The sequence below is a fragment of the Micromonospora sp. NPDC004551 genome (assembly GCF_040609975.1).
Lineage (GTDB): Bacteria > Actinomycetota > Actinomycetes > Mycobacteriales > Micromonosporaceae > Micromonospora.
In genome coordinates this window covers 34158-53469 of the sequence record NZ_JBEXLM010000015.1, presented here as the reverse complement: position 1 = coordinate 53469, position 19312 = coordinate 34158, and the positions used below count along the sequence as shown (strand labels likewise).

The window sequence follows — 19312 nt, the reverse complement described above, 5'->3', positions numbered from 1 at the left end:
TCAGGTCCATGCGTTCGCAGACTCCACCCATCGTTGTGCGGAGGACTGATGACCGGCACCGAGGAACGGCTCGCGCCCCCGCCCGGCTACCGAGACCTGTTCCGCCACCCGGTCGCCTCCCGGCTCGTCATCGCCCGTGGCGTCTCCGAGCTGGGCGACTTCGTCGGGCTGGCCGCCCTGCTGCTGCTCGCGTACGACCAGACGCAGTCGGTGCTCGGCCCGGCCGCCGTGTACGCCGCCCGGACGCTGCCCGCCCTGCTGGTCGCGACCGTGTTCAGCGGGTGGCTGGACGTGCCGGCACGGCGCACCATGCTGGTCGGGCTGTCGCTGGCCGGAGCGGTCCTGATCGCGGTACCGACCGCCGCGCCCCGGCCGCTGCCGGCGATCGTCGCGGCCGGCCTCCTGGGCGCGGTCCGGGCCGCGTACTCGAGTGTGAACGTGGCGATCGTCGCCGAGGCGGTGGACGGCCCCCTGCGACTGCCGCTGTTCGGCCTCTCCGCCTTCGCGAACCAGCTCGGCCAGGTGACCGGTCTGCTCGCCGGGGCCGGCGTGACCGTGGCGCTCGGCCCCCGGGTGGCGCTCCTGGTCGACCTGGTGTCGTTCCTGCTGGCCGCCGTCGTCCTGGCCGGGCTTCCGGTGGGCCACGGCGAGCGCCGGAAGGCCCGCCCGCCGGCCACCGCCGGCATCCGCGCCATCGCCGGCCACCCGGTGCTGCGCGGCGTCGCTCTGCTCACCCTGGGCACGGTGCTCTCCGGGGCGTTGCCGGAGACCCTGGCTCCGGACCTGGCCGGCGGCGCGTGGCGCCCGCTCGTGCTGGCCGCTTCGCCCCTCGGCGGCGCGGTCTTCGTACTGGCGGTGGGGCGGCGGACCTGGCTGGCGCGGGTGGCCGGTCAGATGGCGGCGGCCGCCGCGCTGGGCGGCGCGTTGCTGCTGGCCGGGGTGCTCGTCGCGGCCCACGCCCCGGCCTGGGTGCTGGCGGTGGCCAACGCGCTGATCGGCGCGGGTGGCGGCTGGCTGATCGGGGCGCAGGCCACCTTCGCCAGGCTGGCGCCCAGGGAGCGGATGGGCCAGGTGGAGGCGACCATCGTCGCGGGGAACATCGTGGTCTCCGGCTGCGGGATCTTCCTGCTCGGCACCGCCGCCGAGCTGTTCGGTCCGGCCACCGCCTACCTCGTCGCCGGGGTGCTGCTGCTCGGGGTCGTGCTCCTCGCCCGGCCCGACCGGTTGCCCGAGGCCACCGCCTGAAGCACGTCCGCCCGCGTCCGGGTGGACGCGGGCGGAGGTGGTCGGTGCGGGTCAGCGCTGGAACTGCACCGGCCCGGAATTGCGGGCCAGCTGCTCCAGCCGGGCCACCCGCTGCTCCATGGGCGGGTGGGTGGCGAACATCGCGGCGATGCCGCCGCCCCGCTTGAACGGGTTGTCGATCATCAGGTGTGCCGTGCTGGTGAGCTGGCCCTGCGCCGGCAGCGGGCGGGCCTGCGTACCTGCGTGGATCTTGCGGAGGGCACTGGCCAGGGCCAGCGGGTCCCGGCTCAGCTCGGCGCCGGACTGGTCGGCCTGGAACTCCCGGCTGCGGCTGATCGCCAGCTGGATCAGGGTGGCCGCGATCGGGCCGAGGATCAGGGTGAGCAGCAGCACCGCCGGGTTCGGGGCGTCCTCGTCGTCGGACGAGCCCAGCGGGATGAACCAGGCGATGTTGGCCAGCGCGGTGATGATGCCGGCCAGGCCGGCCGCCACGCTGGAGATCAGGATGTCCCGGTTGTAGACGTGCGACAGCTCGTGGCCGATGACGCCCCGCAGCTCCCGGTAGTCGAGGATCTCGACGATCCCCTGGGTCACGCAGACCGCGGCGTGCTCCGGGTTACGCCCGGTGGCGAACGCGTTGGGCTGCGCCGTGGGGCTCACGTAGAGCCGGGGCATGGGCTTGCCCGCCTGGGTGGAGAGCTCCCGCACCATCCGGTACAGCTCGGGGAACTGTGCCTCGCTGACCGGTTGCGCCCGCATCGAGCGCAGCGCGAGCTTGTCGGAGTAGAAGTAGGTCACGCCGTTCATCACCAACGAGACGACGACGGCGAAGACGAGACCGCCGCTACCGCCGAACCAGTAGCCGACCGCGAGGATCAGCGCGGTCAACAGGCCGAGCAACGCTGCGGTCTTGAAACGGTTGTGATGCACGATCGCTCCTTCGGTGCGCGGGCCCGCGCGGAGCCCGCTGACCGGTTCAACAACACCGGTACCCGCCAACCATCCTGCTCATGGCTGAAAGTTGGCTGGGGAATCCTGTGAGCGGGCTGTGCCAGCTTCCCACCGGGGGACGAAACCGTCAGCGGGCCGCCACGTCGAGCACCAGCTGCGGGGCGAAGCCGAGCACCACGGCCAGTGCGGTGGCGACCCCGAGCGCGACCACCACGATCCGGGCCGGCCGGACCGCCACACCGCCGGGCTCGGCGTAGAGGGTGGCGGCCAGGCGCAGGTAGTAGGCCAGGCCGAGCACCGCGTTCAGCGCCACCACGAGGGCCAGCCAGCCGGCGTGCCCGGCCAGCAACGCGCGGACCACGGTGACCTTGGCGAACAGGCCGGCCAGGCCGGGCGGCAGCCCGGCCAGCCCGATGAGCGCGAGCGCGAACGCGCCTCCCACCCACGGGTGCCGGCGGGCCGCGCCGCGCAGGTCGGCCAGGGTGCCGCCGTCGCCGTCCGCCGGCCGCAGGGCCACCACCGCGGCGAACGCGGCCAGTTCCAGCAGCACGAAGAAGACGGCGTACGCGACGGCCGCGGCGTAGGCGGTCGCACGGGCGTCGCTGGTGCGCCCGGCGGCCAGCGCGAGCGCACCCAGCGGGGCGAGGATGTAGCCGGCCTGGGCCACCGAGGACCAGGCGAGCAGCCGGACCGTACGCCGCTGGCGCAGCGCCACCAGGTTGCCCACGGTCATGGTGAGCACCGCCAGCAGGGCCAGCACCGGGCCGGTCACGGTGGCCGGCAGCGCCCGCTGGACCACGGCGAGCAGGGCCACCACGCCACCCAGCTTCGAGGCGGTCGACAGGTAGGCGGCCACGGGCAGCGGCGCGCCGTCGTAGGTGGCCGGCGCCCAGGCGTGGAACGGCACCGCGGCGACCTTGAAGGCCAGCCCGGCCACCACCAGCGCCACGGCGACCGTGGTCAGCGGCAGGTCGAGCAGGCTCTCCCGGTCGGCGGCGAAGGCCGCACCGAGCCGGTCGAGGTGGAGGCTGCCGGTCACCGCGTAGAGCAGCGCCGCACCGAGCAGGGTGACCGTGGTGGCCACCACGCTGACCACGAAGAAGGTCACCGCCGCCTCGGCACCGGCCAGGCTGCCCCGGCGCAGCCCCACCAGCACGTAGAGCGGCAGGGTGAGCGTCTCCAGTGCCACGACCAGGGTGATCAGGTCGCCGGCCGCGCCGAGCACGACGCCGCCGGTCATCGCGCAGGCGAGCAGGAAGCAGTATTCCCCCACCGGGACCCGGCCGGCGCGCAGCAGCGGGCCGGAGAGCGCCAGCACGCCGAGGGTGAGCAGGGCGATGACCACCGCGACCAGCGCGGCCCGCCCGGTCCAGAGCCAGGAGCAGTCCGGGCCGGCGCAGAAGGTACGGCGTTCGCCGGCCGCGCCGACCAGCGCCGCGCCGAGCGCGGTGCCCGCCGTGCCGAGGGCGGCCACGGTCATCGTGGCGGCGGCCCGGGCTGCCAGCAGGTCGACCAGGAGCACCAGCACGGCCGTGCCGGCGGCCAGGTAGGCCGGCAGCAGCGCCACGTTGTCCACGCTCTGCACGACACTCATTTGAGGACTCCCACCAGGGCACCCACCGGACCGGACGCGTAGGACAGGACCAGTGCCGGCGCCAGGCCGACGGCGAGGGCGAGCAGCACGAGCGGCGCCCAGGCGGTCAGCTCCGCGCCGGCCAGGCCCGGCGCGATCGGGGCCACCGCCGGGCTGGGCCGCCCGTGGGTGACCCGGCGCAGCAGCCGGAGGAAGTACGCGGCGGTCAACGCCCCGCCCAGCGCCGCGAGCACCGCGAGGGTGGTCCACAGCCCACCGCCCCGCCGCACGGCGGCCACCACGGCGAACGCCTCGCCCCAGAAGCCGGCCAGCCCGGGCAGCCCGAGCGAGGCGACCGCCGCGAAACCGAGCAGCCCGGCCAGCCGGGGCGCGGTCTCCCGCAGCCCGGACAGTTCGGCCAGCGATCCGGTGCGGGTGCGGTCCTTGACGGCCCCGGCCAGGAAGAACAGCAGCCCGGTGATCACGCCGTGCGCGATGTTGCCGATCAGCGCGGCCTGGAGGCCGGTGGCGGTGAGCGTGGCGACCCCGAGCAGCACGAAGCCCATGTGCCCGACGCTGGAGTAGGCGATCAGCCGCTTCAGCTCGGTCTGCGCGAGGCAGACCAGGCCACCGATCAGGATCGCCGCGACGGCGAGCACACCGAGCACCGGGGCGGCCCAGCGGGCGCCCTCGGGAGCCACCCCGACGGCCACCCGGATCAGCCCGTACGTGCCCATCTTGAGCAGCACCCCGGCCAGGATCACGCTGCCCACGGTGGGCGCCTGGGTGTGCGCGTCGGGCAGCCAGGAGTGCAGCGGCCAGAGCGGGCTCTTCACCGCGAAGGCCAGCGCCAGCAGCGTGAACGCGGCGAGCTGGGTGCCCCGCGACAGCCCGGTGCCGCCGGTCAGCGTCACCAGGTCGGCGGTGCCCGCCGCGGCGACCACCACGTAGACGCCGACCAGCAGCAGCACCGAGCCGAAGAGCGTGTAGAGGGCGAACTTGCGGGCCGCCCGGCGCCGGTCGTCGCCGCCCCAGCCCGCGATGATCGCGTACATGGGCAGCAGGACGACCTCGAAGAACAGGAAGAACAGCACCAGGTCGAGGGCGAGGAAGGTGCCCAGGATGCCCACCTCGACGACCAGCAGCAGCGCCACCAGCGCCCGCCCGCTGCCGCCGCCGGCCGGCACCCGCCAGAGCGTGTAGGCGCAGCAGAGCAGGGTGAGCAGCGCGGTGAGCACCACCAGCGGCCACGAGATGCCGTCCACCCCGAGGTGGAAGCGCAGGTCGAGGCCGGGCACCCAGGACGCGTCGAGCCGGTGCCAGGGCTGCACGGCCGGCCGGGGGCCGTAGCCGAACCAGCCGTGGTCGCCGCCGACCAGCGGCAGGGTGGCGAGCAGGGTCAGCGCGGCGGCGGCCGTGCCGACCACCCGGCCGGCCCGGTCACCGGGTACGGCGGCGGTCACGACGGCGCCCAGCACGGGCACCGCGAGGACCGCGACCAGCAGGAACTGCCCGAACGTCATGAGGTCACTCCGATCAGGGCGACCGCGAGGCCGATCAGCAGCGCGCCGGCCAGCACCCCGGCCGCGGCGCGGGGCAGCGCGGCCCGGTGCAGCGCGGCCAGCCCGCCGCCCAGCTCGACCGCGGCCCGGCCGCTGCCCTCCACGAGGCCGTCCACCCCCAGCTCGTCCCCGGTGCGCACGACCCGGGCCAGGGCGGTGGCCGGGCGTACGACGAGGGCGTGCTGCACGTCGTCGAGCCGGAACGCCCGGGCGAAGACCGGCCGCAGCGGACCCAGGAAGCGCGCCGGGTCGGCGGCCGGGTCGCGGCGCCAGCCGGCCCAGGCGACGCCCGCGCCCACGAGCAGCAGGAGGAACGGCAGGACCAGGTTCGGCGCGAGGTGGACCAGCTCGACGGCCTCGCCGGACGCGTCGGCCGGCACCCGCAGCCGGTCGGCGAACCACGGCGCGAAGGCGGCGAGGCCGAGCAGCGCGGCGGGCACCGCGAGCAGCAGCACCGGCCAGCGCAGCACCGCCGGCGGGTCGTGGGGGTCAGCCAGCGGGGTCCGGGTCGCGCCGAGGAAGGTGCGCAGCAGCAGGCGGGTCGCGTACCAGGCGGTCACCGCGACGCCGAGCAGCCCGGCGAGCCAGACCAGCCAGCCCACCCAGGCGGGGGCCGGGCCCGCGCCGTCCAGCGCGGCGGCCTGCGCGGCGGCCAGCACGCCGTCCTTGCTCCAGAAGCCGGACAGCGGTGGCACCCCGGCCAGCGCGCCGAGGCCGATCAGCATGCACCAGAAGGTCACCGGCATGGCGGTGCGCAGGCCGCCCATCCGGGACATCAGCGTGGTGCCCACGGCGTGGATGACCACGCCGGCCGCGAGGAACAGCAGCGCCTTGAAGGCGGCGTGGGTGAGCAGGTGGAACAGGGCCGCCGCGGGGGCGCCGACGGCGAGCGCGCCGGTCATGTAGCCGATCTGGGAGACCGTCGACCAGGCCAGCACCCGCTTGATGTCGTCCTGTGCGGTGGCCGCGAACGCGCCGAGCAGCAGGGTGACCGCCGCCATGACCCCGAGCACGGCGAGGGCGGCCGGAGCCTGCGCGAAGAGCGGGAAGAGCCGGGCCACCGCGTAGACCCCGGCCGCGACCATGGTGGCCGCGTGGATCAGGGCGGAGATCGGGGTGGGGCCGGCCATCGCGTCCGGCAGCCAGGTGTGCAGCGGGAACTGCGCGCTCTTGCCGGCCACACCGGCGAGCAGCAGCAGGCAGGCCGCGGTGAGCGTGCCACTGCCGTAGTCGTGGGCCAGCACGTCGGCGATCCGGAAGCTGCCCGCGCCGACGCCGAGCAGCGCGATGCCCAGCAGGAAGCCGACGTCACCCACCCGGGTGACCAGGAACGCCTTCATGGCGGCGGCGGGCGCCTCGGGCAGCCGCCGGTCGTGGGCGATGAGCAGGTAGGAGCAGATGCCCATCACCTCCCAGCCGACCAGCAGCAGGATCAGGTCGCCGGAGACGACCACGGTCAGCATCGCGGCGGTGAACAGGCTGATCTGGGCGGCGTAGGGCGGGTAGCGGTGGTCGACCTCGACGTCGTCGTGCGGGCCGCGCCGCAGGTAGCCGATGGAGTAGACCTGCACGGCCAGCGCCACCGCGGCCACCGCCACGGCGACCAGCACGGCCACACCGTCCAGCCGCCAGCCGAGGGTGACCCGGAGCCCGCCCAGGTCGACCCAGTCGGTGGCCGCCTCGACCGGCCCGTCCACGCGGAGCAGCAGCGCCACCGCCGCCAGCAGCGCGAGCGTCGCGCCGACCACGCCGAGCGCGATCGCCGCCCGCCGGGCCGGGTCCTCCCCGGTGGCCGCCCCGCGCGGCGACGGCGGGAGCAGCAGCCCGAGCAGGCCGGCGATCAGGGGTACGCCGGGCAGCGCCACCGCGAGCAGTCCGGTCACTTCTCCCCCTCGCCCCGGTCGGCGGCGGCCCCGGCGGGCGCCTCCGTGAGCGGCACGTCGTCCACCGTGACGCTGGCCCGCAGCCGGTAGAGCTGGAGCACGATGGCGAGCCCGACGCCGATCTCGGCGGCGGCGAGCACGATCACGAAGAGCGCGAAGACCTGGCCGGAGTGCGGCAGGGCGGCCCGGACCGTGGTGTCGGCGGTGATCAGGATCAGGTTGACCGCGTTGAGCATCAGCTCGACGGCCATCAGCACGAGGACGGCGTTGCGGCGGCGCAGCACGCCGTAGACGCCGAGGCCGAACAGCAGCGCGGCGGTGACGTACGGGATGACGGGCCTCACGCGCGCCCGCCCTCGTCGGCGGCGACGACCGGGCGGGCCGGCTCGACCGGGCGGGCCGGGCCGGCGGCCTGGGTCGCGCCCGGGCGGCCGATGTCGGGGCGGGACAGCACGATGGCGCCGACCAGGGCGGCGAGCAGCAGCACCGAGAGCACCTCGAAGGGCAGCACCCAGGAGCGGAAGACCTGCTCGCCGAGGCGTTCGGCGGTGCCCGCGGCGGGCAGGTCCACCCGGGACCAGCGGAACGCGTCGACCAGCAGCACGGCCAGTCCCAGTCCGCTGCCGGCGCCGATCAGCGCGGCCGGCCAGCCGGGCCGGTCGAGGTCGTCGGAGGGGCCGATCGGTGCCCGGGTGAGCATCACCGCGAACAGCAGCAGCACCACGACCGCGCCGACGTAGATGAGCACCTGCACCCAGGCCACCAGCTCGGCGCTCAGCACCAGGTAGTCGCCGGCCAGCGCGCCCAGGCAGACCACCAGCCAGAGGCCGGCCCGGACCAGGTGCCGGGTGCCCACCACCAGCGCGCCCGCGCCCACCGCCACCGCGCCGAGGGCCAGCAGCAGCACGTCGGCACCCGTCATGACGGCGTGCCTCCGCCCTGGTCGGCGCCGGGCTGTGGGCGGGCCGGGGCCGGGCGGGCGGCGGGGGCGGCGGCCTTGCGGGCGGCGGTGGTCTCCTCCTTCGAGGGGTCGCCGTGCGGGTCGTGGGCCGGCGGCGGCGGCACGGTCGCCATCCACTCGCCGAGGTGGTCCTTGTCGTGCAGGAGGTCCTTGATGTCGTACTCGGCGTATTCGAACTCCGGCGACCAGTAGAGCGCGTCGAACGGGCAGACCTCGATGCAGATGCCGCAGTACATGCAGAGCGAGAAGTCGATGTCGAACTTGTCGAGCACGTTGCGCTGGCGGGGGCGGGCGGCGCCGGGCACCGCCACCTCCTCCTTGTGCGAGTCGATGTAGATGCACCAGTCCGGGCACTCACGGGCGCAGAGCATGCAGACCGTGCAGTTCTCCTCCAGCAGCGCGATCACGCCACGGGAGCGGGGCGGCAGCTCGGGGGCCACGTCCGGGTACTGCTGCGTGGTCGAGCGGCGGGTCATCGTCTTCAGCGTGACCGCCAGGCCCTTCACCAACCCCTCGCCGGGCACGCCGCTGCGCTCGCTCATGCCGCCCATCCTGCCCTGTGCCCCCGGCGCGCGCGACCACCACCCGGCGGTTCGCCCGCCGCCGCGGTCACGCGCCGGCGGCCGGCAGCGGTGGGAGCATCTCGACGCCGAGTTGCTGGAGGATCTGGAACAGCTCGTTGACGCTCCACACGTCGGCGATCCGGCCGGCCTCGTCGAAGCGCAGGAAGCTCGCCCCCGAGTAGCTGACCACCCGGCCGGTCGGCGGCACCGGGCCGAACTGCCCGGCCTGGGTGCCGGCGGCCCGCCAGCGCACCGCCACCCGGCTGCCGGCGGCCACCACCTCGACGACCTTGTAGCGCAGGTCGGGGAAGGACGCCCGCCGGTCGCGGTGCCAGGCCAGCGTGGCCTCCGGCCCGGTGCCGCCCAGCCCCGGGCAGTCCTCGGCGATCAGGTCGTACGCGCTCTCCTCGCGGCCGGCGTTCCACACGTCGGCGACGAGACGCCGGGCCGCCGCCTCCACATCGGTCATCGCGGCAGCCTAGCCCCGGTCGTACCGACTCGGCCTGCCGTGGGCCGTCGGAGCGACGATGATGGGACCGGAACCGAACATCCTCGGGAGGCGGCGTGGGCGGCAACGGCGACGAGATCCTCGACCGGACCGGCGGCAAGTACGTCGAGCCCGGCGGCGAGTTCACCCGGGACCAGCGTTACATCGCCACCCGGATCACCGCGGACGGGTCGAGCGGCTGGCCGGTGGAGCCGGGCCGCTACCGGCTCGCGGTCAGCCGGGCCTGCCCGTGGGCCAACCGGCTGATCATCGTCCGGCGGCTGCTCGGGCTGGAGGGCGCCATCTCGATGGCGGTGGCCGGCCCCACCCACGACAAGCGGAGCTGGACCTTCGACCTCGACCCGGGCGGCCGGGACCCGGTGCTCGGCATCGAGCGGCTGGCCGACGCCTACTTCGCGCGCTTCCCCGGCTACGAGCGGGGCATCACGGTGCCGGCGATGGTGGACGTGCCGACCGGTCAGGTGGTCACCAACGACTACGCGCAGATGAGCCTGGACCTGTCGACCCAGTGGAGCGCCCACCACCGCAAGGGCGCGCCGGAGCTCTACCCGGAGCGGTTGCGCGGGGAGATCGACGAGGTCAACGCGGTGGTCTTCGCGGACGTCAACAACGGCGTCTACCGGTGCGGCTTCGCCGGCAGCCAGGAGGCGTACGAGCGGGCGTACCACCGGCTCTTCGACCGGCTGGACTGGCTGACCGAGCGGCTGACCGGGCAGCGCTACCTGGTCGGCGACACGATCACCGAGGCGGACGTCCGGCTGTTCACCACGCTGGTCCGCTTCGACCCGGTCTACCACGGCCACTTCAAGTGCAACCGGCAGAAGCTCGCCGAGATGCCGGTGCTGTGGGCGTACGCGCGGGACCTGTTCCAGACCCCGGGCTTCGGCGACACCGTCGACTTCGACCACATCAAGCGGCACTACTACGAGGTGCACCGGGACATCAACCCGACCGGGGTGGTGCCGCTCGGCCCGGACCTGGCGAACTGGCTCACGCCGCACGGGCGGGAGCAGCTCGGCGGCCGGCCGTTCGGCGACGGCACGCCGCCGCTGCCGGCGCCGCCGGACGAGCGCGTCGACCCGGCCCACACCCCGCTACGCGACGTCGACTGAACCCGCGGGGGCGCGCCCGTCCTCACATGGCCAGGCGGACGGCGGCGGTCAGCACCAGCTGGGCCAGGGCCAGCGGCACGAGCACCAGCCAGCACAGGCGCTGGAGCTGGTCCTCGCGCAACCTCGGATAGCTCACCCGGAGCCAGATGATCACGAACGCCACGGCGAACACCTTGAGCAGGGTCCACAGCCAGCCGAGCTGGGCGTCCGCGAACGGTCCCTGCCACCCGCCGAGGAAGAGCACCGTGGTCAGCGCGGCGATCACCACGATGCCGACGTACTCGGCGAGCAGGAAGAACGCGAAGCGCAGGCCGGTGTATTCGGTCATGTAGCCGAAGACCAGCTCGGAGTCGGCCACCGGCATGTCGAACGGGGGCCGGCGGATCTCGGCCAGCCCCGCCACGAAGAAGATCACCATGGCCGGCGCCTGCCAGAGCAGCCACCAGGGGTGCCACGCCTCGACGATGCCGGGCAGGCTGAGCGTGCCGGCCGCCATCGCCACCGAGGCGGCGGCCAGCACCAGCGGCAGCTCGTAGCCGAGCAGCTGGGCCGCCCCGCGCAGCCCGCCGAGCAGGCTGTACTTGTTGGCCGAGGCCCAGGCCGACATGAGGACCGCCAGCACTCCGATGCCGACCACGGCCAGCACGAAGAACAGCCCGATGTCCAGCGGCTGCCCGACCAGGTCGCCCGGCCCCAGCGGGATGACCAGCAGGGCGAGCAGGTAGGGCACCAGGGCCACGGCCGGGGCCAGCCGGAACACCGGCCGGTCCGCCTCGCGCGGGGTGACGTCCTCCTTCTGCACGAACTTGACGCCGTCGGCGACCAGCTGGGCCCAGCCGTGGAAGCCGCCCGCGTACATCGGGCCGAGCCGGCCCTGCATGTGGGCCATCACCTTGTGCTCGGCCTGGCCCACGATCAGCGGCAGGGTGAGGAAGGCGACCAGCACGCCCACCACCCGGAGGACCAGCTCCAACCAGGCCGGCATCAGCCCTCCCCCTCCTCGGCGTCGGCGCCCGGGCGCGGCCGGGCCGGACGGGCGGGCCGCTCCCCGGGGGCGGGGCGCGCGGGGCGTTCCCGGGCGGGGCGGGCCGGCGTACCCCCGCGGGGGCCCTCGCCCACCCCCGCCGCACCGGCCGGCGTGGGCGTCGTCCCCCACTCGCCCGGCGCCGGCACGCCCGGGGGCCGGATCGGCCGCCGGCCGCCGCCCGCCTCCGACTCGCCGGGTTCCTTGGCGCCCGGCCACGGCTTGGCGGCCCGGGAGGCGAGCACGAACTCCTTGCGCAGCGGGTGGCCCTCGAACTCCGGCGGCAGCAGCAGCGGCTGAAGCTCGCCGTGCCCGTCGAAGCCGATGCCGAACATCTCGTGGGTCTCGCGCTCGTGCCAGGCCGCGCCGGGGAAGACGTCGACCACGGACGCCACGACCGGCGTCTCGCGGGGCACCCGCGTGCGCAGCAGCAGCCCGTGCCGGTGCCGGACCGACCAGAGGTGAGCCACCACGTCGAAGCCCTCGGCCAGCTCGTCGACCGCCGACAGCCAGTCGAAGAAGTCGCAGGCCAGCTCGGCGTCGTCGCGCGCCGCGCGCACCGCGTCACGCCAGCTCGCCGGGGATACGTCGACGGTGGCGCGGGCGTACCCCTGACCGCCGGAGACCGTTGTGGTGGCCGCGACGGGCGCGAGCAGCGCGACCACTCGGCGGCCGACCTCTTCCGGAGTCATGCCGCTGATCCTAGGGCCGGTGGGCGGAAGCCGTGTCGGGCCGTCCACGCTCCCCCGGGTCCGATCCGCCGCTTTGCCGGGCACGGCGGCCTCCGGCGGGGAAGGATGAACATCGTGCGCGCTGTCACTGTGGCTACCGGGGTACGCGACTCGCTGCGCCTCGACGAGGACTGGCCCGAGCCGGCCGCGGAGGAGGGCGCGATCCTGGTCCAGGCCGTCGCGGTCGGCATCTGCGGGACCGACCAGGAGATCATCGCCGGCGACTACGGCGAGGCCCCGCCCGGCCAGGAACGGCTGGTGCTCGGGCACGAGGCGCTCGGCCGGGTGCTGGAGGACCCGACGGGCACCCTCCAACCCGGCGACCTGGTGGCCGGGATCGTCCGGCACCCCGACCCGGTGCCCTGCCCGAACTGCGCCGTCGGCGAGTGGGACATGTGCCGCAACGGCCGGTACACCGAGCACGGGATCAAGGGGCTGCCCGGCTTCGCCCGGGATCGCTGGCGGGTGCAGCCGAGGTTCGCCGTCGGCCTGGACCCCGCGCTCGCCCCGGTCGGGATGCTGCTGGAGCCGACCAGTGTGGTGGCGAAGGCGTGGGACCACATCGAACGGATCGGCAGCCGGGCGGTGTGGCAGCCGCAGAGCGTGCTGGTCACCGGGGCCGGGCCGATCGGGCTGCTGGCCGCCCTGCTGGGCATCCAGCGCGGGCTGTCGGTGCACGTCCTGGACCGGAACAAGACCGGTCCGAAACCGGAGCTGGTCCGCTCGCTCGGCGCGACCTACCACACCTCGACGGTGGCGGAGCTGGACTTCGCGCCGGACGTGGTGGTGGAGTGCACCGGCGCCCCGGTGGTGGTGATGGACGCGATGATCAAGGCCGGGACCAACGGCATCGTCTGCCTCACCGGGGTGTCCAGCGGCGGCCGGACCATCGACTTCGACGCGGGGGCGCTCAACCGGGAGCTGGTGCTGGAGAACAACGTGGTCTTCGGCTCGGTGAACGCCAACCGGCGACACTGGGAGCTGGCGGCCGAGGCCCTCGCCCGTGCCGACCAGTCCTGGCTCAACTCGCTGATCACCCGCCGGGTGCCGGTCTCCTCGTACGCCGACGCGTACGACTCGACGGGCGAGGACATCAAGGTGGTGCTCGACTTCGAGCGGTGAGGCGGGGCACCGGAGCGCGGGCTCCGCCGCCCCGGAGCCTCAGATGCCGGGGAGCCGGCCGTTGCGGAACAGGTCCACGAAGAGCTGGTGATCCTCGCGGGCCCGGATGCCGTAGGTGTGCGCGAAGTCGATGAGGTAGGCGACGAAGCCCTCCGGGTCGCCGTCCACCACCGCGACGATCGACTCCTCGGTGGAGTAGTCCACCAGGTCGTGGCTGGACTCGTCGTCGGCGACCGAGTGCATCCGGGCCACCGCCCGGCCCAGGTCGGTGAGCACCCCGGCGAGATCCTCGGGCTCGTTGACGTCGGCCCAGTCGAGGTCGGCCGCGTACGGGGAGACCTCGGCGACGAGCTGGCCGGCCCCGCCCAGCTCGGTGAAGCCCAGCCACGGGTCGGCGTGCGCCTGCAACGCCCGCTGCGACTCGGCGGTCCGGTGCCCCTGGTGCCGGAAGTACGAGCGGACCCGCTCGTCGTCGATGTGCCGTGCCACCGCCGGTACCTGCGCCTGCTTCATGTAGATGACGACGTCGTTCTCCAGCGCCTGGGTGTGCCCCTCCAGCAGCAGGTTGTACGAGGGCAGCCCGGCGGACCCGATGCCCACCCCCTTGCGCAGCACGACGTCCTTGATGTTCGTGGCGACCGGCCGGAGCCGGGCGGTCGCCGTCGGCAGCGTGCCCAGGTAGTCCTGGAACGCGGCGCAGACCTGCTCCCGGGTCGCGTCGTCGATCTCGTAGACCCCGTCACCCAGGGAGAACCGGCGCTCGTAGTTGTCGATCGTGGTCTGCGTGGCGAGCAGGTCGACCCGGGTGTTCAGCCGGGCCTGCTGGAGCACCCGGCGCAGCACGCCGTCGGCGTTCTCCAGCGTGATCGAGCCGATCGCGTCGTCCCCGCCGGCCGCGATGGCCCGCAGCTCGGCCAGGTACGACCGGGCGAAGCCGGCCACCAGCTCACCGATCACCCGGTCGGAGAGCGCCTTGGCGTAGCCGAGCAGGGCCACGCTGGCGGCGAAGCGCTTCAGGTCCCACGAGAACGGCCCGACGTACGCCTCGTCGAAGTCGTTGACGTTGAACACGAGCTGCCCGGAGGCGTTCATGTAGGTGCCGAAGTTCTCGGCGTGCAGGTCGCCGTGGATCCACACCCGGCTGGTCCGGTCGTCGAGGAACCGGTCGCTGGCGAAGTCGCCGCGCTGGTCGGCGTAGAAGAGCGAGGCGCTGCCCCGGTAGAAGGCGAACGGGGAGGCGGCCATCTTGCGGAACTTGCGGCGGAACGCCGCCGGGTCGATCGCCATCGACGCGCCGAACTCCTCGGTGAGCACGTCGACGATGAAGGCGGAACGCTTGTCCGCGGAGTGGGTCATGATGCGCAGGCTAGCCCCGCTCCGCCACCTCGCGGCTCAGCCGACCGGGGGACGGACCGGCGGCGCGGTGAGGGATTCCACCGGCCGGGGGGCGTTCTCGGCGGGCCCCGCGTCGACCGGCGGGGCGAGCCGGTCCGGGCGCGGCACGCCGCCGATCCCGGCCTCCTCGGCGGCGATCTTCTCCTGGAGGCGGAGGATGCCGTGCAGCAGCGCCTCCGGGCGGGGCGGGCAGCCGGGCACGTAGACGTCGACGGGGATGAGCTGGTCGACGCCCTTCGTGACCGAGTAGGAGTCCCAGTAGGGCCCGCCGCAGTTGGAGCAGGCGCCGAACGAGATCACGTACTTCGGCTCGGGCATCTGGTCGTAGAGCCGCTTGACCGCCGGGGCCATCTTGTCGGTGACCGTGCCGGACACCACCATGAGGTCGGCCTGGCGGGGGCCGTGGGCGAACGGGATCACGCCGAGCCGCATGAAGTCGTGCCGGCCCATGCTGGTGGCGATGAACTCGATGGCGCAGCAGGCCAGCCCGAAGTTGAACACCCAGAGCGAGTAGCGGCGGCCCCAGTTCAGCACGAACCGGATCGGCTCGCCCAGCACGGCCGGCAACTGCACCTCGGGCCTCCCTCGCCTGTCTCCGAGTTGACAGTCAACCACAGCGCCCGCGAGGGCAACCGGCGCAACCTGCGGCGGCGTCAGGGCGTGTGACGGGCGTGACCGCGCCGGCGGCACGCGCACGGGGAGGATCAGATGACGGTGACGAGGGAGCCGCGGCTCGGTGAGCCGCCGCCCGAGGGGACAGCGGAGGGGCCGGGACGCCCGGCCGGACGCGAGGCGGTTGATTTCGACGGGCTCTACCATGCGCATTTCCGGTCCCTGACGCTCCAGCTCGCCGCGTACTGCGGCGACCTGTCGCAGGCGCAGGACCTGGTGCAGGAGGCCTTCTGCCGGGCCTTCGCCCGCTGGTCGCGGGTGTCCCGCTACGACGACCCGGTGGCCTGGGTACGCCGGGTCGCCTGGAACCTGGCCACCAGCCGCTGGCGGCGGCTGCGGACGGCCCAGTCCTGGCTGCACCGGCAGCGCGAGGAGCACGTGCCGGGTCCGGGGCCGGACCGGGTGGCGCTGACCGCCGCGCTGGCCCAGTTGCCCACCGTCCAGCGCCGCGCCGTGGTGCTGCACTACCTGGCCGATCTCAGCGTCGTGCAGATCGCGGAGCAGGAGGGGGTGCCGGAGGGCACGGTCAAGTCCTGGCTGCACCGGGGCCGGGCCGCACTGGCGGCCCAGCTCACCACCACGAACGAGGTGAACCACCATGAGTGAGTTCGACGACATCCTGGTCAGCGGCGAGTTCGCCGCGTTCCGCGAGGCGTACGCGCCAGCGGTGCACCCGGCCGGGACGACGGCGGTACGGGAGACCGTCCGCCGCCGGCGCCGGCGTACCGCGGTGGTCACCGCGGCGGCCGCGGTGCTCGCCGTGGCGATCCCGGTGGGCGCGAACGCCGCCCTGCACCGATCCGAGCCGCCGCCCGGGCCGGCGCAGACCGTCTCCCCGACGCCATCGGACACGTCCGCCTCGCCGTCCCCGCCCTCGCTCTCACCGACGCCGTCGCCGAGCACGGCCAGCCCGACCCGGCCCACGCCGGACGGCCGGATCACCCGGTCCCAGCTGCTCGCCGCCCGGATCGACCTGCCGGCCTGGTCGTACTACGTTCCGAAGACCTGCACGACGGCGAAGGTGCGACTCGGTCCCGGGGCGGGGACCACCAGGGACCCGGCGCCGGCGCTGCTGGGCGAACCGGGCTACGGCGACCTGGACGGCGACCGGGCCGTCGAGACGGTCGCCCTGGTCGGCTGTCGGTCCGGCGAGGCGCTGGTGAAGCAGGTGGTGGCCTTCAATCGGGACGCCGCCGGCCGGATCACCACGATCGGCCCGGTCGTCGGCACGTACGACGAACTCGGGGACATCACCGAGTTCTCGGTGCGTGCCGACGGGACAATCCGGGTACGGGTGGCCGACATCCAGCCGTGTTGCGGCGCCGCTGAGTGGTCGCCGCAGCGGCAGTGGCGGACGTACGCCTGGACCGGCGAGCGGTTCACCCAGACGGCCGGGCCGACGAGGTTCGGCGTGGACCCCCGGCTGACCGACCTCACCCTGACGGCCGGCGACCTCGTCATCGGCCCGGCGGACACGAAGGGCGACCGCACCGCCACGGTGACCGTCACGGTGGTGAACAAGGGACCGGTGGACGTGCCCCTGCTCGGCTTCTCCGATTTCTACACCATCGGCGAGCCGGCAGGCGGGGACCTGAGCCGGTGCCGGACCGTGCGGGCGGACGGGCCGGACGCCTGCGTCCTGGACGGTCTGCCGGCGGGGAAGCGGAAGACATACACCTTCACGTTCCGCTACGACCCGCCAGATGTCGACGAGCCGCCGACCCTGCGGGTCATCCACTACGACCCGCAGGAGCGGTGGTGGAACGACCTGAAGTCCGAGGACAACCAGGTCGAGCTGCGCACGGCCGGCTAGCGGGCCGCGTCGGGTTGGCGACAGCGCAGCGCGCAACCGGCCGTCCCATATGGACGTGTCACCAGCATCGGACGGGCGGAAGCGCCGCCCTCCAGCAACGGGGACTCACGGGAGGACCAGCATGACCACACGTACGACACGGCTCGCCACCGCGCTGCTCGGTGGGGCCGCCGCCCTGCTCACCTTGGCCGCGCCGGCCACCGCCGCACCGGCCGGGACCACCGGGGGCATCCGCGTCACGGCCCAGCGGCTCGTCCTGGAGCCGACCGACCAGGGGTACGAGGGGACCCTCACCGCCACCGTCACCAACCGCAAGCCGACCGCGACGTCGGTGAACCTGGTGATCACCGAGCCGGCCGGCGCCTCGTTCGCCACCATCGAGCCCGGCGGGGCCTGCCTCTACGAGCGGCTCGTGGAGAACCGGCTGGTCATCAGCTGCCTGGGCGACCGGATCGAGGCCGGGCGGAGCGCCACCTTCCGGCTCGGCTTCCACGTCTGGACCACCGTCCGCGACCACGCCCTGATCGCCGACGGCGGGCGGATCGAGGTGGTGCCGGACGGCGCCGCCCGGGCCGCCGACGCCACCGGCTTCACCACCCTCTTCCGCTCCACCACGGGCAGCCTGCGCAACCCGCGCCCGTACGTGCAGGCCACCGAGACCGACCTGAGCATCCGGGGCGGCGCGGTGACGCTCAACCGGCAGCCGGACGGCAGCCTGCTCGGGCGGATGCCGGTCACCGTGCGCTACGGCAACGATGCCCCGACCTTCGCGCTCTACGTCGAGGCCGCATTGCCGTCCGAGGTGCAGGTCCACCACATCGAGCCGCAGGACGAACCGAGTTTCCCGAACTGGTTCACCGTGCCGGGCGGCCGGTTCCTGCCGGGCGAGGAGCGGACCTTCGACGTGATCCTCAGCGCGCCCGCCGGCACGCCGGCCGGTGAGCTGGGCACCGGCACGTTCACCGTGGCCGGGAGCTACTTCTGGCAGGCGGCCGACCCGCAGGACGTGGACCCGGCCGACAACAGCACCTCCTTCGCGGTGACCGCGGTCGACGCGAGCTGACCGGCGACGACGGGCCCGGCGCGGTGGCGCCGGGCCCGTTTCGTCCGTTCGGGCCCCCGCCCGGGCACGTCGGTCGATATGGTGCCGGTCGATGCCGCCGGGAACGGCGGCACCGACCACGGGGAAGGAACGACCATGCCCATCACCCTGTCCGCCGGACGCCGGATCGCCGCCGGCCTGCTCGGCGCCGCGGTCGCGGTCACCGCGGCCGCCACGCCGGCCGCCGCCGCTCCGGCCGCGGCCACCGGCCCGCTGTCCGTCACCGCACAGACCCTGGTTCTCAACCCCACCTCGCAGGGGTACGAGGGCACACTGACCGCGACGGTCACCAACAACGGGACGACCGGGGACTACCCCTCGGTGTTCCTCACGGAGCCGGCCGGCGGCTCGTTCACGACCGTCGACCCCGGCTTCGGCTGCGTGATCCTGGGGCTGGTGGAGAACCGGATGCAGCACAGCTGCGCCAGCGTGGCGATCCAGCCCGGCGAGACGCAGACCTGGCGGCTGGGTTTCCACGTCTGGACCACGCCCCGGAAGTACGCCATGTCCGCCACCGGCGGCGAGTTCGGCGTGATGTCCAACGGCAGCAGCGAGATGTCGGACACCGTCGGCTTCACCACGCTGTTCCAGTCCACCAACGGCAGCCTCAAGAAGCCGCAGCCGTACGTGCAGGCGACCCGAAGCGACCTGTCCGTCACCGCCGGCGCGGTCAGCCTGAACCGGCAGGCCGACGGCAGCCTCCAGGGCCGGATGCCGGTCACCGTCCGGTACGGCAACGACGCGCCGTCGTTCGGCGTCGACCTGACCGCCGCCCTCCCGGCGGGCGTGGTCGTCGACCACACCGAGCCGCAGGACATGCCCAGCGGCGGGGACTGGTTCAGCGTCCCGGGCACCCGGTTCATGCCGGGTGAGCAGCGCACCTTCGACGTCGTGCTGACCGCTCCCGCCGGCACCCCGGCCGGCGCGCTGGGCACCGCCTCCTACACGGCGGCCGCGAACTACTGCTACTGCGCGCCGGTCGAGGACATCTCCCCGGCCGACAACACCGCGTCGTTCACGGTCACCGCGGTCGGCTGACCCTGGACCGGCCGAGGCCCGTCCGGCGACTCCGGACGGGCCTCGGATGCGTGCCCC

General features: G+C 74.2%; 19 protein-coding genes. 7 read left to right on the top strand and 12 right to left on the bottom strand.

Translation table 11 applies throughout. From position 1 onward, the window contains the following. The first annotated feature begins 48 nt into the window (after positions 1-48). Positions 49-1245, top strand: coding sequence for an MFS transporter (locus tag ABZW14_RS18950; protein WP_355347852.1), 1197 nt, complete (start codon positions 49-51; stop codon positions 1243-1245). A 51-nt stretch (positions 1246-1296) separates the two neighbouring features. Here the strand turns inward: ABZW14_RS18950 and htpX are convergent, their stop codons facing one another. From htpX to ABZW14_RS18910, 8 genes are all read right to left on the bottom strand, one after another. Beyond that, positions 1297-2175: a zinc metalloprotease HtpX gene (gene htpX, locus ABZW14_RS18945; protein ID WP_355347849.1), complete on the bottom strand. Its 879-nt coding sequence runs from the start codon at positions 2173-2175 to the stop codon at positions 1297-1299. Positions 2176-2323: 148 nt separating this feature from the next. Continuing rightward, positions 2324-3790 carry a proton-conducting transporter membrane subunit gene (locus ABZW14_RS18940; RefSeq protein WP_355347846.1) on the bottom strand — a complete coding sequence of 489 codons (1467 nt, stop codon included), beginning with the start codon at positions 3788-3790 and terminating at the stop codon, positions 2324-2326. Beyond that, positions 3787-5292 (bottom strand): NADH-quinone oxidoreductase subunit M, encoded by a 1506-nt coding sequence (locus ABZW14_RS18935; RefSeq protein WP_355347843.1) that lies wholly within the window; start codon positions 5290-5292, stop codon positions 3787-3789. The genes ABZW14_RS18940 and ABZW14_RS18935 overlap by 4 nt, the downstream gene beginning before the upstream one ends. Next, the gene (locus tag ABZW14_RS18930; protein ID WP_355347840.1) at positions 5289-7214 is read right to left on the bottom strand and encodes an NADH-quinone oxidoreductase subunit L; all 1926 of its coding nucleotides are present in this window, start codon (positions 7212-7214) and stop codon (positions 5289-5291) included. The genes ABZW14_RS18935 and ABZW14_RS18930 overlap by 4 nt, the downstream gene beginning before the upstream one ends. Continuing rightward, positions 7211-7558, bottom strand: coding sequence for an NADH-quinone oxidoreductase subunit NuoK (nuoK, locus tag ABZW14_RS18925; protein WP_355347837.1), 348 nt, complete (start codon positions 7556-7558; stop codon positions 7211-7213). The genes ABZW14_RS18930 and nuoK overlap by 4 nt, the downstream gene beginning before the upstream one ends. Continuing rightward, the gene (locus ABZW14_RS18920; protein WP_355347834.1) at positions 7555-8136 is read right to left on the bottom strand and encodes an NADH-quinone oxidoreductase subunit J; all 582 of its coding nucleotides are present in this window, start codon (positions 8134-8136) and stop codon (positions 7555-7557) included. Before ABZW14_RS18920 ends, nuoK begins: the two co-directional genes overlap by 4 nt. After that, the gene (locus ABZW14_RS18915) at positions 8133-8726 is read right to left on the bottom strand and encodes an NADH-quinone oxidoreductase subunit I (RefSeq protein WP_355347831.1); all 594 of its coding nucleotides are present in this window, start codon (positions 8724-8726) and stop codon (positions 8133-8135) included. The genes ABZW14_RS18920 and ABZW14_RS18915 overlap by 4 nt, the downstream gene beginning before the upstream one ends. Positions 8727-8784: 58 nt before the next feature. Continuing rightward, entirely contained in the window at positions 8785-9207 is a 423-nt protein-coding gene (locus tag ABZW14_RS18910) for an ester cyclase (RefSeq protein WP_355347828.1), read from the bottom strand. A gap of 95 nt (positions 9208-9302) precedes the next feature. On the opposite strand from ABZW14_RS18910, the gene ABZW14_RS18905 reads away from it, so the two are divergent. Continuing rightward, positions 9303-10358, top strand: coding sequence for a glutathione S-transferase C-terminal domain-containing protein (locus tag ABZW14_RS18905; RefSeq protein ID WP_355347825.1), 1056 nt, complete (start codon positions 9303-9305; stop codon positions 10356-10358). A 22-nt stretch (positions 10359-10380) separates the two neighbouring features. On the opposite strand, the gene nuoH is transcribed toward ABZW14_RS18905, so the two are convergent. Together nuoH and ABZW14_RS18895 are read right to left on the bottom strand one after the other, a co-directional pair. Then, positions 10381-11343, bottom strand: coding sequence for an NADH-quinone oxidoreductase subunit NuoH (nuoH, locus tag ABZW14_RS18900; protein ID WP_355347822.1), 963 nt, complete (start codon positions 11341-11343; stop codon positions 10381-10383). After that, a complete protein-coding gene (locus tag ABZW14_RS18895) occupies positions 11343-12074 on the bottom strand; it encodes an NADH-quinone oxidoreductase subunit C (protein ID WP_355347820.1) in 732 nt (243 codons plus the stop codon). The genes nuoH and ABZW14_RS18895 overlap by 1 nt, the downstream gene beginning before the upstream one ends. A 114-nt stretch (positions 12075-12188) precedes the next feature. On the opposite strand from ABZW14_RS18895, the gene ABZW14_RS18890 reads away from it, so the two are divergent. Beyond that, on the top strand, positions 12189-13235 hold the full coding sequence (locus ABZW14_RS18890; RefSeq protein ID WP_355347817.1) for a glucose 1-dehydrogenase: 1047 nt from the start codon (positions 12189-12191) through the stop codon (positions 13233-13235). A 39-nt stretch (positions 13236-13274) separates the two neighbouring features. On the opposite strand, the gene ABZW14_RS18885 is transcribed toward ABZW14_RS18890, so the two are convergent. Continuing rightward, entirely contained in the window at positions 13275-14591 is a 1317-nt protein-coding gene (locus ABZW14_RS18885; RefSeq protein ID WP_355347815.1) for a DUF2252 domain-containing protein, read from the bottom strand. Between the two features lie 36 nt (positions 14592-14627). Beyond that, complete coding sequence (locus ABZW14_RS18880; protein WP_355347812.1) at positions 14628-15203, bottom strand: NADH-quinone oxidoreductase subunit B family protein; 576 nt, start codon at positions 15201-15203, stop codon at positions 14628-14630. Positions 15204-15338: 135 nt separating this feature from the next. Here ABZW14_RS18880 and ABZW14_RS18875 point away from each other — a divergent pair, with 135 nt between their 5' ends. From ABZW14_RS18875 to ABZW14_RS18860, 4 genes are all read left to right on the top strand, one after another. After that, on the top strand, positions 15339-15908 hold the full coding sequence (locus ABZW14_RS18875) for a SigE family RNA polymerase sigma factor (protein ID WP_355347809.1): 570 nt from the start codon (positions 15339-15341) through the stop codon (positions 15906-15908). After that, complete coding sequence (locus ABZW14_RS18870; RefSeq protein WP_355347806.1) at positions 15901-17115, top strand: hypothetical protein; 1215 nt, start codon at positions 15901-15903, stop codon at positions 17113-17115. Before ABZW14_RS18875 ends, ABZW14_RS18870 begins: the two co-directional genes overlap by 8 nt. Before the next feature lie 121 nt (positions 17116-17236). Continuing rightward, positions 17237-18178 carry a hypothetical protein gene (locus tag ABZW14_RS18865; RefSeq protein ID WP_355347803.1) on the top strand — a complete coding sequence of 314 codons (942 nt, stop codon included), beginning with the start codon at positions 17237-17239 and terminating at the stop codon, positions 18176-18178. A gap of 135 nt (positions 18179-18313) precedes the next feature. Then, positions 18314-19255, top strand: coding sequence for a hypothetical protein (locus tag ABZW14_RS18860; RefSeq protein ID WP_355347800.1), 942 nt, complete (start codon positions 18314-18316; stop codon positions 19253-19255). Positions 19256-19312: the final 57 nt, after the last annotated feature.

Coding starts and splice junctions, on each gene's coding strand:
- ABZW14_RS18950 (WP_355347852.1), top strand. CDS start 49: ATGACCGGCACCGAGGAACGGCTCGCGCCCCCGCCCGGCTACCGAGAC.
- ABZW14_RS18940 (WP_355347846.1), bottom strand. CDS start 3,790: ATGAGTGTCGTGCAGAGCGTGGACAACGTGGCGCTGCTGCCGGCCTAC.
- ABZW14_RS18935 (WP_355347843.1), bottom strand. CDS start 5,292: ATGACGTTCGGGCAGTTCCTGCTGGTCGCGGTCCTCGCGGTGCCCGTG.
- ABZW14_RS18920 (WP_355347834.1), bottom strand. CDS start 8,136: ATGACGGGTGCCGACGTGCTGCTGCTGGCCCTCGGCGCGGTGGCGGTG.
- ABZW14_RS18915 (WP_355347831.1), bottom strand. CDS start 8,726: ATGGGCGGCATGAGCGAGCGCAGCGGCGTGCCCGGCGAGGGGTTGGTG.
- ABZW14_RS18910 (WP_355347828.1), bottom strand. CDS start 9,207: ATGACCGATGTGGAGGCGGCGGCCCGGCGTCTCGTCGCCGACGTGTGG.
- nuoH (WP_355347822.1), bottom strand. CDS start 11,343: ATGCCGGCCTGGTTGGAGCTGGTCCTCCGGGTGGTGGGCGTGCTGGTC.
- ABZW14_RS18895 (WP_355347820.1), bottom strand. CDS start 12,074: ATGACTCCGGAAGAGGTCGGCCGCCGAGTGGTCGCGCTGCTCGCGCCC.
- ABZW14_RS18885 (WP_355347815.1), bottom strand. CDS start 14,591: ATGACCCACTCCGCGGACAAGCGTTCCGCCTTCATCGTCGACGTGCTC.
- ABZW14_RS18875 (WP_355347809.1), top strand. CDS start 15,339: ATGACGGTGACGAGGGAGCCGCGGCTCGGTGAGCCGCCGCCCGAGGGG.
- ABZW14_RS18870 (WP_355347806.1), top strand. CDS start 15,901: ATGAGTGAGTTCGACGACATCCTGGTCAGCGGCGAGTTCGCCGCGTTC.
- ABZW14_RS18865 (WP_355347803.1), top strand. CDS start 17,237: ATGACCACACGTACGACACGGCTCGCCACCGCGCTGCTCGGTGGGGCC.
- ABZW14_RS18860 (WP_355347800.1), top strand. CDS start 18,314: ATGCCCATCACCCTGTCCGCCGGACGCCGGATCGCCGCCGGCCTGCTC.